We start from the raw sequence: 16,401 nt of genomic DNA on the forward strand, positions 1-16,401 counted from the left end.
AGGTTGTACCCCGGGGAAGCTGCAGAAAGCAGAGACAGCTTTCCATCCTCGCCATTGAACGGCAGCAAGCTTTCGCCAGATTGCAGGGTTTATGTAGGAATTATGGAGAGCCTCCGCCATTCGGCTATTGCAGCGGCAACGCACATAATGTGCAGATAACAAGTTTCAGGGAGTCCAGCAGATGCATGACTTTGCTGCACACAAAACCATGACTACTTTTACGCAACCCGCTTCCACGCCCATGGTGCTTGTAGTCGAAGACGAACCCGGAATTGCCGGCGTTCTCAGCGCCTATCTGGAGCGCGACGGCCTGCGCATTCGCATGGCGCAAGACGGCGAGGAAGCCCTGCAGAGCTTTCGCCAGCTGCGCCCGGACCTGGTGCTTCTAGACATTCATCTGCCCAAGGTCGATGGAGTGGATGTGCTGCGCATGATTCGCAATGACAGCGATGTCCCCGTCATCATGGTGACGGCCCTGGCAGACGATGTGGACAAGCTGCTGGCACTGCGCCTGGGGGCGGACGACTATGTGGTCAAGCCTTTCAACCCTCCCGAGGTGGTGGCCCGGGTGCGTGCCGTGCTGCGCCGCACCCAGGCCAAGCCTGCGCCGGTGGCCGCGCCCATACGCGTCGGCCCCATAGAGATCGACGTGGAAGCCCATAGTGCAGCCGTCTATGACGATGCGGGCCAGGCCGTGCCTCTGGCGCTGACGCTCACGGAATTCCGTCTGCTGGCCTGCCTGGCGGCCCAGCCACGCCGCTGCTTTTCACGTGCCTACCTGATTGAGAACTGCCTGCCGGAAAGCGATGCGCTGGAGCGGGTGATCGACTCCCACCTATCCAAACTGCGCCGCAAGCTGCAACTGGCCGGCCAGGACGGGCTGATCGAGACCGTGCGCGGTATTGGCTATCGTCTATGGCCTTGGGACTGAACCGCATCTGGGTCCGCTTTGGTCTGTGGATCACGGCGGCCGTGCTGCTGGCCATTGCCTCCCTGGCCATTGGCGTGCTGGCGTTTTCCGAACTGCAGTACCGCGAGTTCTACCGCCACCTGCCAAGTCCCGTCAGAACCGAGCTGGAGGCGCTGAAGTCCCAGGATCTGGAGGACAGCCCCAGAGCCCTGCAGATCTACTCCGAGTACTGGGAAGGCGACCGCCTGTTTGGCGAGAAATGGTCGCTGGTCATCGGCCTGGCTGTCAGCCTGCCTTTCGGCATGGCCGTGGGCTTCTGGATTTCGCGACGCATCACCAGTCCGCTGGCCTCCATGGTGGAAGTGGCTGCGCGCGTGGAGCGTGGCGATCTGGCCTCCAGAGCCGTCAAGGGCAATGCCCATGGCGAGATGGCCGAGATGATCGATGCCTTCAACGGCATGGTTGATTCGCTGGAGACGCTGGAAGCAGAGCGTCTGGCCACGGCCGCCTCCATCTCCCACGAGCTGCGCACCCCATTGACGGTGCTGCAGGCTCGCCTGCACGCGATCTGCGACGGCGTCATCGACTCCAGCCAGGCCGAGATGAAGACGCTGCTGGCCCAGGTCGAGCATCTGGGACGGCTGGTCGGCGATCTGCACACCCTGTCCATGGCCGACGCCGGACAGCTGTCTCTGCGCAAGGAACGCATAGACCTCGCCGCACTGGTCGGTGATGTCGTCGAGGACTTGCACCCGCAGCTGCAGAAGCTGGACATGGCCCTGTCACTGGATCTGCCCATGCAGGACGGCGATGGCAGCACCGACATCAAGGCCGACACCGATCGCTTGCGCCAGATCACCACCAACCTCATCAGCAACGTGCTGCGCCATGCCAGCAGCGGCCACTGGCTGAGCATCCGGGTGTATGCGAGCTCCGACCACCAGAACCAGTCATGGGTGATCCTGGAAGTAGGCGATGCGGGGCCCGGCCTTGCTGACGAAGTTCAGGCCCATCCGTTCCAGCGCTTTGTCCAGGCCCCAGGAAAGCGCCGCCGGGAAGGCTCTGGCCTGGGCCTGTCCATCGTCAAGGCTCTGGTGACCTCGCAGGGCGGCACCGTCAGCACGGGCGTCTCCGAGCGTGGCGGCGCGCTTTTTACCGTGCGCTTTCCCCGTCTCTGACACCGCACTCTGCATTCAGCCCCGGATAGAGGTCGGCCATGATCTGCTGCAGGCTTTGCGAGAGCAGCTCCATCATGGCGACTCTCTGCGCATCGGTAGCCGCTCCTGCGGCATGTGCTTCGCGCAGCTGCGCCCAGAGTGCGGCCCATTGCGCGGCATGCGTCTGCACCGTGCCTTGGGCCAGCTCACTCCATTGACTGGGCGCCGCAGGGCTGGTGTAGCGACCGCGACCACGGCCGAAATGCGAGATCAGCAGGTACTTGAGCAATACCTGAGCAGCTGCTGCGTTCAGATAGTCGGTCGAGAGTTGAAAGCTCTGCTGCTCCTGGTCGAACATCTTGTTCGCTCCCCAAGCCGCGCCCCCAAAGGTGATGGCCCCCAGCAGCGCCCCCACCAGGGCACCGGCACCCAGCGTCAAACCTCCTGCCATCAGATCGGCCCCCAGTCCTGTGGCTGCGCCGGCAGTCAACGCCCCCCACAAGCTGGCTGCCTGCGCATCGACCGGCGTGGTGATCTGAAGCTGGCTGCGCAATTGCTCCTGTATCTGACTGGCCGCCTGACCGTCGAGTCCATGAATCTCGAGCAAGCGCTGAGTGGCCTGCACATCGGCCTGACGCAAAGCCTGCATCAGCCGCTGAACGGCTGCCTTGGCCTGGGCTCCGAGCCGCTCTTCACCCTCTGCCGATTTACCCAACTTGGCGGTGAGCTGGCTCAGGCTTTGCCAGGCTCGCGCCAGCAGTTTGCCTTGCTCGGGATCAAGCTTTTCATGCAGACCTGCCGCAGCTATCAGCTGATCTGCCATGACCCTCAGGCTCGCCTGCTCGCGCTGCTGCTGCAGCAAAGCTCGCTGTGCCAGCAGGCGCTGATAGGCAGACTGTTTGGACTGAGGCAACAAAGGCGCAATGCTTTGCATCATCTTGCGCTCATGCCACCAGCTGCGCGTGAAGGCATCCAGCACCAGCACATCGCGCACCACGCTTTGAAAGCTCTGCGTCGCCTGCTGCCAGCGCCGCAAATCTTCCTGTGTCTGCTCTGCCGTGGTGTCGCTGCCAATCTGGTTGAGAAGCACGATGACCGGCTTGTTCATCCAGGCCAGAATGTTCATCTCGGCGCTCCAGTAGCCTGCATCGGCCGGGTCTTCAGCCGCGTTGACGAGGTAGAGCATCACATCCGCATGATCGCGCGCAGCGAGCAAGGCACGCTGACTCAGATAGAAAGGCCTGTCGCGCCAGCGATCCCAGACATTGCTGAGAAACCAGCCCAGCGGATTGCCCTGCTGCCGCAGGCGTTCATAAAGCCGCACCGAGTCGCCGAAGCCCGGTGTATCCCAAAGCCACAGCTCATCGCCCTGCTGCGTTTTCTGAAGCAGATAGCGCTGTGACTGAGTGGTCACATGTGCGGCATCGTCAATCTCGCCGACATCGTCGGCCATCAGCGTACGGGTCAGCGTGGTCTTGCCGATATTGGTGTGCGACAAAAGACACCACTGAATGCTGCTGTCAATCGGAACCAGCTCGTTGCTCTCACTCATCATCACACTCCTGCGCCTGGCACCAGGGTCGCGTTCAGGCCCGCGCCGCGCACAAATTCCCGCCACAGCTGCTCGCGCTCCTGCACTCGCGCCGGGGCACCGCTGTTGCGCGCACGAAAGTCCGCCGCCCATAGCCACACATCGGTATGCGCGCCCCAGCGGTTCAATACCTGCGCCAGCAGCACGCCATGAATTTCCGCCTCGGGCGTGGCAGCCAGATTGAGCAACAGCACCTGCTGTGCGTCAACAGCCGAAGCGTCCGGCAAGGGCGATCCATAGGCCAGCACCGGCAGCAACGCAAGCTGCGCACCAGCGCCGTAGCTCTGCGCCACATGGCTGCGCAGGGCGGCTTCGCGCTCGGGCGTGATGTCCAGGCTGTAGGGCTGCACCAGCAGCGCCGTTGCACGCCCCGCCCAGTCACGCTGCAGCTTCTGGAAATAGGGCTGCTGCAGCGGCAATGTCAGATGCTGGCTCAACCACCAGACCCTGGCACCCTGCCACAGCGCCAGCAGCAGACGCGGCGCCACCACCATCAATCCCAGCAACCAGCTGTAGAGCTGCACCCAGCGCGGCCCCGCATCTGCGGCATCACCGGCCGACCAGCCCTGCAGTGCCTGGATCTGCGCCAGACTCCACGGTGCTTGGCCCAGCAGATGCTGCACCGGCGCAAACAGCATGTTCAGACAGGTCTGCACGGCAGAAGGCGAGAGGAAAGTGCTCTCCCACCCCACTTGATAAGCCTTGGTGAGGCCGGTGAGCCATAGTGATGCCAGCGCACCCAGTGCCAGCATTGCCGCACCCAGATGCAGACACACAAGCCATTGCGCATGGCGCGGTCTCTGGTTGACCTGCCACCAGTTGCGCTCGAAGTTCAGCGCCATCTTGCGCAGCCCGGTGCCGCGCGAAACACTCCACCTTTTCGTCTGCAGCTTTTGCAGCCAGCCACCGGGTGCAGCCACGAGCCGCTGCGGCGCAGCGCCCTGACCCGGCTCAGGCTCCAGCGGTGCAATCACTGTTTGCCTGCGCCGAACAAGACTGCGCAGCCAGGACAGCAGCAACAGCACATAGACCAGCAGATTCCACAGCACGATACCGATCAAGGAGGCGGAGAGCAGATCCACACGATGCGGGTCCGTGATCGCATGACCCGCAAAGCCCAGCACAAATGCCGCTGTCATCACGGCCAGCACCAACCAGCGTGAAATACCGGCGCGCTGCCGGGCCACGGCGCGTATGTCGGCAGGCAGCTGCGCTGCAGCAATCACGCGTTGTGCCCGCTCCTGCAGAAAACTCTCGAACGCGGCACGGCCGCCGCCCTTGGCCTTGCCCCGGGCATGCAGGCACTCCTGCGTGATGGCAGTGCAGCGTTCGGTCGTGGGCAGCGCCTCGTGCGGAGCTGCGGTTTCCAGGGCATGGGCAAAGACAATATCGCGGGCTGAGCTGGCTTTCATGTCGCTATTGTGTTTCAGAGCAGGAGCAGGTTGCCTGCCAATATCAAAACAATAGCTGTCAGCGCTTTCATCTTGAGGGCTGCGTTCATTTCTGTGCTGATTCCATCCGGACTTGCCTGCAAGCGACTTGAGCCCGCCGTGTGCTATGAATGCAGCTTTGCTGCACCACACACCAAGGAGACAAGCCATGACCCAGAACCCCCAGGCCATGCCCGATGCGCAAGGCTTCTTCGGCCCCTACGGCGGCCAGCTCGTGCCGCCAGAGCTCAAGCGATGCATGGACGAGATTGCCGCGGCCTACGAGGAGATCGTCAAACGCCAGGACTTCCAGGACGAGCTGGCCGCGCTGTTTGCCGACTATGTGGGCCGGCCCAGCCCCATCTTTCACGCCAGGCGCCTGTCCGATCAACTGGGCGGCGCGCAGATCCATCTCAAGCGTGAGGATCTGAATCACACGGGGGCTCACAAGATCAACCACTGCCTGGGCGAGGCACTGCTGGCCAAGTTCATGGGCAAGAAAAAAGTCATTGCCGAGACCGGTGCCGGCCAGCATGGCGTGGCCCTGGCCACGGCCTGTGCGCTGGTGGGCATTCCCTGCGAGATTCACATGGGCCAGGTGGATATCGAGAAGGAGCACCCCAACGTCACCAAGATGCGCATCCTGGGCTGCAATCTGGTGCCAGTCACGCGTGGCGCGGCCACGCTGAAGGAGGCAGTGGACAGCGCCTTCGAGGTCTATCTGCAGGACCCCGTCAACACCATTTACGCGATTGGCTCGGTGGTCGGCCCCCACCCCTTTCCCATGATGGTGCGGGACTTCCAGTCCATCGTCGGTCGTGAGGCACGCGAACAGTTCCAGACCCGGCACGGCAAGCTGCCCGACCATGTGGCCGCCTGCGTGGGCGGGGGCAGCAATGCCATGGGCATCTTCACGGCCTTCCTGGGTGACGAGTCCGTGCATCTGGTGGGCGTGGAACCTGCCGGCGAGGGCGTGGACAAGCCCGGCCGCCATGCCGCCACGCTGTCGGTTGGCAAGCCCGGCGAGATTCACGGCATGAAGTGCTATGTGCTGGAGAACGCCGACGGCACGCCGGCCGCCGTGCACAGCATTGCCTCGGGCCTGGACTACCCCGGCGTGGGCCCGCAGCACAGCTATCTCAAGGATATAGGCCGCGTGGACTACCAGTCCGTGGACGACAAGGAATGCCTGAATGCCTTCATGACGCTGTCGCGTGTGGAGGGCATCATCCCGGCGCTGGAAAGTGCGCACGCCGTGGCCTGGGCCATGCGCGAAGCGCCGGGGCTCGGCAAGGACCAGCATATTCTGGTCAACCTCTCGGGTCGCGGCGACAAGGATGCCGATTACGTAGCCAGGAAGCTGGGACTGTAACTGCCGCACCCCGCACAAGGCTGCCGCCCCGGCAGCCTTGTGCTTCGGAGCGTGACATGCTCCGAGGGCACGGTCACACAACCGTCATCAACAAGCGCAAGCATGAGGCGATCTCCATCCATGCCTGAACCCATGTCCCATACCCGCCACCCCGTCTTTGCTCTGACCTTGCTAGCAGCCTTTGCCCTGAGCGCCTGTGGCGGCGGAGACGGCCCGACACCAGCGCCTGCGCCGCAGTTTCTGACGCTGGACGGCAAGCAGCCCCAGGTCATCGCCCACCGCGGCTACTCGGGTCTGTACCCCGAGCAGACCCAGATGGCCTATGAAAAAGCCATTGATGCGGGCGCCGACATGATCGAGCTCGACATGCACATGACGCGCGACTGCCAGCTGGTGGCACGCCACAACGCCTGGCTCAGCGACAGCACCAACATCGCCGACGTTGCCAAGAGCAATTCCTATGTGGCCGCGCGCAAGCGCACCACGCCCGGGGTATGGGTCGATGTGAAATACCCCGCGACACCCGACAACGGGCCGGCCCGCTATCTAAGCGACCGTATCGATCCCAACAACCAGAAATCCGTGCTTCAGGCCCTGGTCGTCGATGGCGAGGACCACACCAGCGACTGGTCCATCTCCGACTTCAGCCTGCATGAGCTGCGCACGCTGCTGGGCGGCACCATACTGGACAACCGTGCCGACCGCCCCACGGAATGGAATGGCAAGCTGCCACTGATCAGCGCACAGGATGTGATCGATATCGCGCTCGCCAAGGGCAAGGCGGCAGGCCGCACGATTGCCGTCTACGCCGAGACCAAGAACCCTTACTGGAACAACCAGCAGGCCATCGCCAACAGCTGCGGCACGGGCGAGCATCCGTTCGAGGATGCCGTGATGGAGCTGCTCGAGAAGAACCAGCTCAACCGCAAGGACGCGCCCATCTACATCCAGAGCTTCGACCCCGACAGCCTGAAGTATCTGCGCAGGGCGGGCATGAAGGCCAAGGGCGTGCAGCTGATCGACGGCAATGACTACAACTTCAGGGACGGCTCGGTCGGCTACATCACCAGCGACGAATGGACCTTCATCAGCGGCCGCCCCTACAGCTGGACGCTGGCAGGCGATGCGCGCACCTTCGCGGTCATGCAGACGCCGGCAGGCCTGGCCGAGATCAAGACCTATGCCGACGGCATCGGCCCCTGGAAACCCCAGGTGCTGGCCCATTCCGTCGTTCCCTACAAGGACGGAGCAGGCCTCAAGGATGTGAACACCTTGAAAGACACGGGCCTGATCGCCAATGCGCACAAGGCAGGACTGGTGGTGCACAGCTTTACCTTCCGCAGCGAGGCCAGCCGCCTGGCTGGCATCTTCAAGGGTGACCCTGCACAGGAATACCTCGCTTACTACCGCCTGGGCATTGACGGCGTATTCACCGATTTCACTGCTGCTGGCGTCAAGGCTCGCGAAGCCTATATCGCCGAGCTGAAAAAGCAATAGACCGGGCTCGTTGCCGGCATCGGCCTGAGCGCCGGTGCCGTCCCGGCCTCAGGTCCTGCTTGTGCCTCAGCGCAGCCCGCCGATATAGCGTGCCGAGGTGCGCAGTATCTCGGCGGCCTTGGTGGTGACCGAGCTGTCGCTCTGCGCAGTCTCGGCAGGCGCTGCATGCCGGGGCTTGTCGCCGCTCCAGCTGCCCTGCAGACGCCGGGCCAGGCGCGCCAGCTCCTCGTCCTGTTGCTCTCGCGCATGCTCCAGCGCAAAAGCCACCATGGCCTGTGCATAGGCCTGGTTGCAGGCCATCCATTCGGTATCGGTCACCCGGCCCGTCTTGCGCCGCAGCACCACATGCAGATGTGCGGCCACCGCCACTCGATCGCTGTCCTCCATACACCGCTCCTGTCTTTGATGGATCACTAGTGCTGACGCTCCAGATGCAGACTGATATCCAGGCCCTCCATTTCCTGCACGGCATCCACACGCAAAGGGATCAGCAGACGGATCAGCACCAGCACCCCGGCCGTGGCTGCACCGCTGTAGGCAGCCACCGCTGCCACGGCAATCAACTGGTTCATCACCGTGGCGCCTGTGCCCGCAATCAGGGGGTCGGCAAACACCGCCGTGAGGATGGAGCCCGCAATGCCGCCCACGCCATGCACGCCGAACACATCGAGCGAGTCGTCGGCCCCGAGACGGCGCTTGAGCCAGGTTGCGCCCCAGAAACAGACTGCGCCCGCAATCAAGCCTATCCACACCGCACTGCCCACCTGCACAAAGCCGGCAGCCGGTGTGATGGCCACCAATCCGCCCACCATGCCCGAGAGCAGGCCCAGCAAGGTCGGAGCCCCGCGCACCAGCCACTCCACCACCATCCATGCCAGCCCGGCGGCCGAGGCCGCCACGAGAGTGACCACAAAGGCCAGCGCTGCACGCCCATCGGCAGACAGGGCCGATCCCGCGTTGAAGCCAAACCAGCCGAACAGCAGCAGCGCCGTGCCCATGGCCGTCCAGCCCAGGCTGTGCGGCTCGAATGGCTCGGTTCCGTAGCCGCGCCTGCGCCCCATCATGAAGGCACAGACCAGTGCCGCCACGCCCGCATTCACATGCACCACGGCGCCGCCGGCAAAGTCCAGTGCGCCGAGCTGGTTCAGCCAGCCCCCGCTCTCCCACACCCAGTGGGCCACCGGCGCATAGACCACCACGCTCCACAGCGCGGCAAACACCAGCAGGGCCGCAAAGCGCATGCGCTCTACCACGGCCCCCACGATAAGCGAGGTGGTGATGATGGCGAATGCGGCCTGGAACAGGGCATAGGCCGCCTCGGGCAGATGCGGTGCCAGATGGCTGACCGAGATCACGCTGCGCCGGCCATCGAAGTGCAGCGAGGCAAACCAGGCTCGTCCCAGATTGCCAAGCCAGGCAGACTCGGCGGTGAACGCAAGCGAGTAGCCCAGGCCGAACCAGGTCAGGGTGACCACGCAGGCCACCGCAAACACGGCCACCATGGTGTTGACCACATTCTTGCGCCGCACCAGCCCCGCATAGAACAGGGCAATGCCCGGCAAGGTCATCAGCAAGACCAGCGCCGACGCGACCATGACCCAACCGGTATCTGCCTTGTCGATGGCAGTCAATGGCACCATTTCCATGCACTCCCCCTGCTTGTTTGCTTTGACAAAAAAAGGAAGCAGGTTCCATGCCAGTGCCATGCCGATCTGTCGATGCTTCATGATGGATAGCAGCATGCGTTGACCCATCAAGGTCTTTGCGCCTGTTTCATGAGAACCACGACGGGCAGCTTGTGCTCAGGCCTGAGCCCGTTATGCTCGACAAGGTCCATCGTTGCTGCACTGATTCATGACCTGGCTGCTGCTGACTCTTCATGTATTGCTGATTGCCGGCTTCGGCCTGCGCATTCTGCTGCGCAGAGACATGCGGCCCGATGTGCGGCTGGCCTGGCTCATGGTCATCGTGCTGCTGCCCTATGTGAGCTGCCTGCTGTACTACCTGTTTGGGGAAGTGGCCCTGGGCCGTGTACCTGGCCGCAGAAGGCTCAATGTGCGCGAGTTCTGTCAGACCCGGGGCAGCGCCCTTGCGTCCGCACCCGGCCCCATGTCGCAGGCACGACCCGCCATTCCCGATCAATGGCTGCCGGCCTTCCGCTATGCCTCGTCCATCAACGGCTTTGCGCCGCTGCCCGGCCACAGGGCCGAGCTCATGCGCGATGGCGCGCATGCCCGTGCGCAGATGCTGGCCGACATGGATGCCGCGCGCCACGAGATCAATGTGCTGTACTACATCTGGCTGGACGACAGCACCGGCACCGATGTGGCCCATGCCCTGATGCGTGCCGCGCAGCGCGGCGTGACCTGCCGGGCCATGGTCGACGGTCTGGGCTCGCGCGCACTGACGCGCTCGCCACTGTGGCAGCAGATGCGGCAGGCCGGCGTGCACCTGGCGATTGCCCTGCCCATCAGCAATCTGCTCAAAGTCATGCTAACCAGCCGCATCGACCTGCGCAACCACCGCAAGATCACGCTCATAGACGGCAGGATCAACTATTGCGGCAGCCAGAACTGCGCCGACGAAGGCTTTCGCATCAAGGCTCGCTATGCCCCCTGGGTGGACATCATGCTGCGCCTGCAGGGTCCGGTGGTCATGCAGATGCAGCAGGCTTTTGCCAGCGACTGGGCGCAGTCCGATGCGTGCCTTGCACCACCGACAACCGAGGCCGAGACCGAGGCCGGCGCTGCCGCTGACGACGGCTTCCATGCCGTTGCGATTGCCGAAGGGCCGACGGAAAGAGCACGCTCTACACCCCAGCTGGTTGCCAGCCTGCTGGCCTGTGCGCAGCGCGAGGTCGTGATCTCCACCCCCTACTTCGTACCCGACAGCACGGTGCTAGATGCCTTGTGCGCCGCCGCGCTGCGCCAGGTGCAGGTCACACTGATCCTGCCCGCCCGCAATGACTCATGGATAGTCGGTGCCGTCAGCCGCAGCCATTACTGGCGGCTGCTGAGCGCCGGCGTCCATATCCACGAATTCCGCCCCGGCCTGCTGCATGCCAAGACCCTGTGTCTGGACGGATCGGTCAGCCTGATCGGCTCCACGAATCTGGATCTGCGCAGCTTTGACCTGAACTTTGAAAACAATGTATTGCTGCACGACGAAGCCATCACCGAGGCCATCCGGCATCGGCAACAGAGCTATCTGCACGAATCCGATGTGGTGACGCTGGCACAGGTGCATTCGGCTCCCTGGTGGAAGCGCATCTGGGACAACCTGCTGGGCGCCCTGAGCCCGCTGCTGTAAGCGCCATGCCCTGGCTTTGGGCATGCCCAAAGCCCGCGCACCACGCGCGTGCACACTGGCGCCCCCTCTCGCACCAAGGCGGAACGCCCTTTTATTTCATACGTGAAAGTCAGGGCTGATCCTCCCCTAATTTACACAAATCTGCAGGAATACCCTCTGCTGGCACGCCTTTCGCTTGCCTACATTCTTGTATGCAAGTTGCAGACAACTTGCATACAAGATTCCACAACTTGCGAAAGACGACTATGCGCCGCTTTGTCAGATCACTGTTCGGACAGGTGGTGATCGCACTCATACTGGGTGTGCTCGCCGGACTACTGGCCCCTGAATGGGCCGTGAAACTCAAACCCCTGGGCGATGGCTTCATCAAGCTCATCAAGATGATCATCCCCATACTGGTGTTCTGCGTGGTCGTGCACGGCATTGCCGGTGCAGGCGACCTCAAGCGCGTAGGCCGCGTGGGCGTCAAGGCCCTGATCTATTTCGAGGTTCTGACCACCATCGCCCTGGGTATGGGCCTGGTGCTGGCCTTTGTCTTCGAGCCCGGCGTGGGCATGAACGTGGACACCAGCAAGCTCGATGCCTCGGCCATGGCGGCCTATGCCAGCAATGCCGACAAGCTGACCAGCGGCGGCACGGTGGATTTCCTGATGAAGCTCATTCCCACCACCGTGGTGGAAGCCTTCGCCAAGGGCGACGTGCTGCAGGTACTGCTGTTCGCCGTGCTGTTCGGCTGCGCGCTGACCATGCTGGGAGAACGCGGCAAGCCCGTCTCCGCGCTGGTGGACGCCTTGTCCATGGCTCTGTTCAAGGTCATGGGCATCATCATCAAGCTGGCACCGCTGGGCGTGCTGGGCGCCATCGCCTTCACCGTGGGCCAATACGGCATAGGCTCGCTCAAGCAGCTGGGCATGCTGGTGGCGCTGTTCTACGTCTCGGTGCTGATCTTCGTGTTCGTGGTGCTGGGTCTGGTGATGCGCCTGTCGGGCTTCAGCCTGATCAAGCTGCTGCGCTATCTGCGCGAGGAGCTGACCATCGTCTTCGCGACCACCTCCTCCGACAGCGTGCTGCCCCAGATCATGGCCAAGCTGCGCAACATGGGTGTGCGCGACTCCACCGTAGGCCTGGTGATTCCCACCGGCTACTCGTTCAACCTGGACGCGTTTTCCATCTACATCACACTGGCTGCGGTCTTCATCGCCCAGGCCACCAACACGCCGATCAGCATGTCCGACCTGCTGACCATTCTGGCCATCGCGCTGGTGACCTCCAAGGGCGCACACGGCGTACCGGGCTCGGCCATCGTGGTGCTGGCAGCCACCCTGCATGCCATTCCCGCCATCCCTGCGATCGGCCTGGTGCTGGTGCTGTCGGTGGACTGGTTCATGGGCATTGCGCGCGCCCTGGGCAATCTGATCGGCAACTGCGTGGCCACCGTGGCGATTGCTGCCTGGGAGGGAGACATCGACCGCGAACGTGCCCATGCGGTACTTGACGGCAAGGCCGAGCCACTGACCGAAGAAGAAGACCATGCATCTGCTATCGTGCCGCCTGTCGTAGTCCCCATCCCTCACTCCAGCCACTGAACCAAGCAATGACTCCTGCCTCTCCACAGCACATCGCGGAACGCGTCGTCGAAGCCATCCTGGCCCAGAAACTGGCCCCCGGGGAGCGGCTGGGAGAGCAGGAGCTTGCCAAAAATTTCGACGTCAGCCGCACCGTGGTGCGCGAAGCGCTGATGCAGCTACAGGCTCGCGGCTTTGTCCAGGTCCAGGCCCGCAGGGGCTGGTACGTGGTCCAGCCCTCAGCTGCCGAGGCCATGGATGCATTCTCTGCCCGGCGGATCATCGAGACCGGCATATTGCAGGAGGCCGGCAAGCCACTGCAGCGCGTCATCACCAGGCTGCGCCGCCATATCGCCCAGGAGCAGAAAGCCATTGCCGGCGCGGACAGCGCTACGCGCGCCTTCCTGCTTGCGGATTTCCATGTCTGCCTGGCCGAACAGATGGGCCACAGGCTGCTGGCCGACACGCTGCGCGATCTGACGGCACGCACCACCCTGGCTGCCACGCTCTACCAATCCACGCACAGCGCCAGCCAGTCCTGCGCCGAGCACGAACGCATCGTGGCCGCCCTGGAACGCGGCGACACCGAGGGTGCCAAGGCGCTGCTGCTGGAACATATAGGCATGGTGGAACGCTCGCTGGAAATCCGTGCGACCGAGACCGAGGAGCCCGGCGACCGACTGCGTGCCACGCTCGCCCCCGTGCTCAAGCAACGCCTCTGAGCACCGCGCCCCAAGCGAAAAGCCAGGGTCGACCCTGGCTTTTTTTCATTTGCGAAGTGCGATCTCGAAGCTGGTTCAGCCCAGATTCGGCGCCAGATAGCGGCGCAGCTCCTCGACATCCATGCCACGTCGCTGGGCCATGTCGGCGAGCTGGTCTTCGCCGATCTGGCCCACGTTGAAGTAGCTGGCCTCGGGGTTGCCGATGTAGAAGCCGCTCACGCTGGATGCGGGGTTCATGGCCAGGCTCTCGGTCAGCGTCATGCCGATCTCATCGGCCTGCAGCGCCTTGAACAGGTCGATCTTGGCCGTGTGATCGGGGCAGGCAGGGTAGCCGGGCGCGGGGCGAATGCCCTTGTAGGCTTCCTTGATGAGCTCCTCGTTGCTCAGGTTCTCGTCTTCGGCATAGCCCCAGAGATCCTTGCGCACGCGCTGGTGCAGGCATTCGGCAAAGGCTTCGGCCAGGCGGTCGGCCAAGGCCTTGAACATGATGCCGCTGTAGTCGTCCAGCGCGGCTTCGAATTCCTTGTCCTTCTTCTCGGCACCGATGCCGGCGGTCACGGCAAACAGGCCGGCATAGTCGGCAATGCCCGACTCCTTGGCGGCCACAAAATCGGCCAGGCAGCGGCTGGGGCGCATCACGGGTCGGCCATCCGGGCCGTCCACGGCCTGCTTTTCGGTCTGCTGGCGCATGCCGTACCAGGTGGTCAGCACCTGGCTGCGCGATTCGTCGGTGTAGAACACGATGTCGTCGCCCACGCGATTGGCGGGGAACAGGCCCATCACGCCATTGGCCTGCAGCCAGCGGCCGTCGATGATCTTCTGCAGCATGAGCTTGGCATCGGCCAGCACCTTGCGCGCCTCCACGCCCACGACCTCATCGTCGAGGATGGCCGGGTAGGGACCCGCCAGATCCCAGGTCTGGAAGAACGGGCCCCAGTCGATGTACTGGGCAATTTCGGCCAGGTCGAAGTTCTTGAACACGCGGCGGCCCAGGGTGCGCGGCACCACAGGCGCATGGCCCACCACGGCAGCATTGGCTCTGGCCTGCTCCAGCGTCCACAGCGGCGTCTTCTTCTTGTTGGCATGCTGGGTGCGCACCTTGTCGTAGTCGGCGCTCAGCTCGTCCAGATAGGCCTGCTTGCCGTCGCCCAGCAGGCTCTGCGCCACGCTGACCGAGCGCGAGGCATCGGGCACATAGACCACGGGGCCGTCGTACTTGGGGGCAATCTTCACGGCCGTATGCACACGCGAGCAGGTCGCGCCGCCGATCAGCAGCGGAATCTTCTTGATGCGGAAGTAGTCGTCCTTGTCCATCTCGCCGGCCACATACTGCATCTCTTCGAGACTGGGAGTGATCAGTCCCGACAGGCCGATGATGTCCGCGCCCTCGGCCTTGGCACGCGCCAGGATCTCGTGGCAGGGCACCATCACGCCCATGTTGATGACCTCGAAGTTGTTGCACTGCAGGACCACGGTGACGATGTTCTTGCCGATGTCGTGCACATCGCCCTTGACGGTGGCGATGACGATCTTGCCCTTGCTGGTCACGTCCATGCCCGCCGCTTCCTGCTGGCGCTTCTCTTCCTCGATATAGGGCACCAGGTGGGCCACGGCCTGCTTCATCACGCGTGCGGACTTGACCACCTGGGGCAGGAACATCTTGCCGGCGCCGAACAGGTCGCCGACGATATTCATGCCGTCCATCAGCGGGCCTTCGATCACGTGCAGCGGGCGACCGCCGCCCTGCACCACGATCTGCTGGTAGGCCTCTTCGGTGTCTTCGGTGATGAAGTCGGTGATGCCGTGCACCAAGGCGTGCGACAGACGCTCACCCACGGTCTTCGGTGCCTCCGGCGTGCCGCGCCACTCGAGCTTCTTGCTGTCGTCCTTGGCCGCGCCCTTGGCGCTGTCGGCGATCTCGAGCAGGCGCTCGGCCGCATCGGGGCGGCGGTTGAGCACCACGTCCTCCACGCGTTCGCGCAACTGGGGCTCCAGGTCATCGTACACACCGACCATGCCGGCATTGACGATGCCCATGTCCATGCCCGCCGCAATCGCGTGATAGAGGAACACCGTGTGGATGGCCTCGCGCACGGGGTCGTTGCCACGGAACGAGAACGAGACATTGGAGACGCCGCCCGAGACCTTGGCACCGGGCAGGTTCTGCTTGATCCAGCGTACGGCCTCGATGAAATCGACGCCGTAGTTGTTGTGCTCTTCGATGCCGGTGGCCACGGCAAAGATGTTGGGGTCGAAGATGATGTCCTCGGGCGGGAAGCCCACTTCGTCGACCAGAATGCGGTAGGCGCGTTCGCAGATCTCGATCTTGCGCGCAAAGGTGTCGGCCTGGCCTTTTTCGTCAAACGCCATCACCACGGCGGCAGCGCCATAGCGCTTGACCAGCTTGGCGTGCTTCTTGAACTCCTCGACGCCCTCCTTCATGGAGATCGAGTTGACGATGCCCTTGCCCTGCAGGCAGCGCAGGCCGGCCTCGATCACGTCCCACTTGGAGCTGTCCACCATCACCGGCACCTTGGCGATATCGGGCTCGGAGGCAATCAGGTTCAGAAAGCGCACCATGGCGGCCTTGCTGTCCAGCATGGCCTCGTCCATGTTCACATCGATGACCTGGGCGCCGTTTTCCACCTGCTGGCGCGCCACGGCCAGAGCCTCTTCGTACTGCTCGTTGAGGATCAGGCGCGCAAAGGCCTTGGAGCCGGTGACGTTGGTGCGCTCGCCCACGTTGACGAACAGCGTCTCATCGCCGATGAAGACGGGCTCCAGGCCGGACAGGCGCATGGGAGGAATGGCAGTGGAAGGGGTAGCAGCGGACATCAGCTCACCTGTG

12 protein-coding genes are annotated in these 16,401 nt (G+C 63.5%); 7 read left to right on the plus strand and 5 right to left on the minus strand.

The features are described 5' to 3' along the window. Window positions 1-181 precede the first annotated feature (181 nt). The gene (locus tag FSY45_RS13380; RefSeq protein ID WP_003069560.1) at window positions 182-931 is read left to right on the plus strand and encodes a response regulator; all 750 of its coding nucleotides are present in this window, start codon (window positions 182-184) and stop codon (window positions 929-931) included. Further along, complete coding sequence (locus FSY45_RS13385) at window positions 916-2,088, plus strand: cell wall metabolism sensor histidine kinase WalK (RefSeq protein WP_012836634.1); 1,173 nt, start codon at window positions 916-918, stop codon at window positions 2,086-2,088. Before FSY45_RS13380 ends, FSY45_RS13385 begins: the two co-directional genes overlap by 16 nt. Here the strand turns inward: FSY45_RS13385 and FSY45_RS13390 are convergent. Further along, window positions 2,063-3,619 carry a DUF3482 domain-containing protein gene (locus FSY45_RS13390; RefSeq protein ID WP_148748106.1) on the minus strand — a complete coding sequence of 519 codons (1,557 nt, stop codon included), beginning with the start codon at window positions 3,617-3,619 and terminating at the stop codon, window positions 2,063-2,065. The two genes, FSY45_RS13385 and FSY45_RS13390, sit on opposite strands and share 26 nt — an antisense overlap. A 2-nt stretch (window positions 3,620-3,621) precedes the next feature. Next, window positions 3,622-5,070, minus strand: a complete 1,449-nt coding sequence (locus FSY45_RS13395; protein ID WP_046461135.1) for a DUF2868 domain-containing protein — start codon at window positions 5,068-5,070, stop codon at window positions 3,622-3,624. Between the two features lie 187 nt (window positions 5,071-5,257). Here FSY45_RS13395 and trpB point away from each other — a divergent pair, with 187 nt between their 5' ends. Then, the gene (gene trpB / locus FSY45_RS13400) at window positions 5,258-6,460 is read left to right on the plus strand and encodes a tryptophan synthase subunit beta (RefSeq protein WP_034389931.1); all 1,203 of its coding nucleotides are present in this window, start codon (window positions 5,258-5,260) and stop codon (window positions 6,458-6,460) included. 120 nt (window positions 6,461-6,580) lie between these two features. Further along, complete coding sequence (locus FSY45_RS13405) at window positions 6,581-7,957, plus strand: glycerophosphodiester phosphodiesterase family protein (RefSeq protein ID WP_223305652.1); 1,377 nt, start codon at window positions 6,581-6,583, stop codon at window positions 7,955-7,957. A 66-nt stretch (window positions 7,958-8,023) separates the two neighbouring features. On the opposite strand, the gene FSY45_RS13410 is transcribed toward FSY45_RS13405, so the two are convergent. After that, on the minus strand, window positions 8,024-8,344 hold the full coding sequence (locus FSY45_RS13410; RefSeq protein WP_003069574.1) for a hypothetical protein: 321 nt from the start codon (window positions 8,342-8,344) through the stop codon (window positions 8,024-8,026). 26 nt (window positions 8,345-8,370) lie between these two features. Continuing rightward, window positions 8,371-9,603 (minus strand): ammonium transporter, encoded by a 1,233-nt coding sequence (locus FSY45_RS13415; RefSeq protein WP_046461192.1) that lies wholly within the window; start codon window positions 9,601-9,603, stop codon window positions 8,371-8,373. A 208-nt stretch (window positions 9,604-9,811) separates the two neighbouring features. Between FSY45_RS13415 and cls the strand changes: the two genes are divergently transcribed. The 3 genes from cls to FSY45_RS13430 all read left to right on the plus strand — a co-directional run bounded on the left by cls (window position 9,812) and on the right by FSY45_RS13430 (window position 13,553). Then, window positions 9,812-11,266, plus strand: a complete 1,455-nt coding sequence (gene cls, locus FSY45_RS13420) for a cardiolipin synthase (RefSeq protein WP_046461134.1) — start codon at window positions 9,812-9,814, stop codon at window positions 11,264-11,266. 245 nt (window positions 11,267-11,511) lie between these two features. Beyond that, complete coding sequence (locus FSY45_RS13425; protein WP_003069580.1) at window positions 11,512-12,852, plus strand: C4-dicarboxylate transporter DctA; 1,341 nt, start codon at window positions 11,512-11,514, stop codon at window positions 12,850-12,852. A gap of 8 nt (window positions 12,853-12,860) precedes the next feature. Next, window positions 12,861-13,553 carry a GntR family transcriptional regulator gene (locus FSY45_RS13430; RefSeq protein WP_046461133.1) on the plus strand — a complete coding sequence of 231 codons (693 nt, stop codon included), beginning with the start codon at window positions 12,861-12,863 and terminating at the stop codon, window positions 13,551-13,553. 75 nt (window positions 13,554-13,628) lie between these two features. Here FSY45_RS13430 and metH read toward each other — a convergent pair whose 3' ends face one another. Then, a complete protein-coding gene (metH, locus tag FSY45_RS13435; RefSeq protein ID WP_003069583.1) occupies window positions 13,629-16,388 on the minus strand; it encodes a methionine synthase in 2,760 nt (919 codons plus the stop codon). Between the last annotated feature and the right edge of the window lie 13 nt (window positions 16,389-16,401).

Origin of the sequence: Comamonas sp. Z1, assembly GCF_008121555.1 — a bacterium.
In the GTDB taxonomy this organism is placed as follows: domain Bacteria; phylum Pseudomonadota; class Gammaproteobacteria; order Burkholderiales; family Burkholderiaceae_C; genus Comamonas; species Comamonas thiooxydans.

Excerpts from the sequence above, each read along its gene's own strand:
- FSY45_RS13410 (WP_003069574.1), bottom strand. The coding sequence starts at position 8,344 with ATGGAGGACAGCGATCGAGTGGCGGTGGCCGCACATCTGCATGTGGTG.
- cls (WP_046461134.1), top strand. The coding sequence starts at position 9,812 with ATGACCTGGCTGCTGCTGACTCTTCATGTATTGCTGATTGCCGGCTTC.
- FSY45_RS13380 (WP_003069560.1), top strand. The coding sequence starts at position 182 with ATGCATGACTTTGCTGCACACAAAACCATGACTACTTTTACGCAACCC.
- FSY45_RS13405 (WP_223305652.1), top strand. The coding sequence starts at position 6,581 with ATGCCTGAACCCATGTCCCATACCCGCCACCCCGTCTTTGCTCTGACC.
- FSY45_RS13430 (WP_046461133.1), top strand. The coding sequence starts at position 12,861 with ATGACTCCTGCCTCTCCACAGCACATCGCGGAACGCGTCGTCGAAGCC.
- FSY45_RS13395 (WP_046461135.1), bottom strand. The coding sequence starts at position 5,070 with ATGAAAGCCAGCTCAGCCCGCGATATTGTCTTTGCCCATGCCCTGGAA.
- metH (WP_003069583.1), bottom strand. The coding sequence starts at position 16,388 with ATGTCCGCTGCTACCCCTTCCACTGCCATTCCTCCCATGCGCCTGTCC.
- trpB (WP_034389931.1), top strand. The coding sequence starts at position 5,258 with ATGACCCAGAACCCCCAGGCCATGCCCGATGCGCAAGGCTTCTTCGGC.
- FSY45_RS13390 (WP_148748106.1), bottom strand. The coding sequence starts at position 3,619 with ATGAGTGAGAGCAACGAGCTGGTTCCGATTGACAGCAGCATTCAGTGG.
- FSY45_RS13385 (WP_012836634.1), top strand. The coding sequence starts at position 916 with ATGGCCTTGGGACTGAACCGCATCTGGGTCCGCTTTGGTCTGTGGATC.
- FSY45_RS13425 (WP_003069580.1), top strand. The coding sequence starts at position 11,512 with ATGCGCCGCTTTGTCAGATCACTGTTCGGACAGGTGGTGATCGCACTC.
- FSY45_RS13415 (WP_046461192.1), bottom strand. The coding sequence starts at position 9,603 with ATGGAAATGGTGCCATTGACTGCCATCGACAAGGCAGATACCGGTTGG.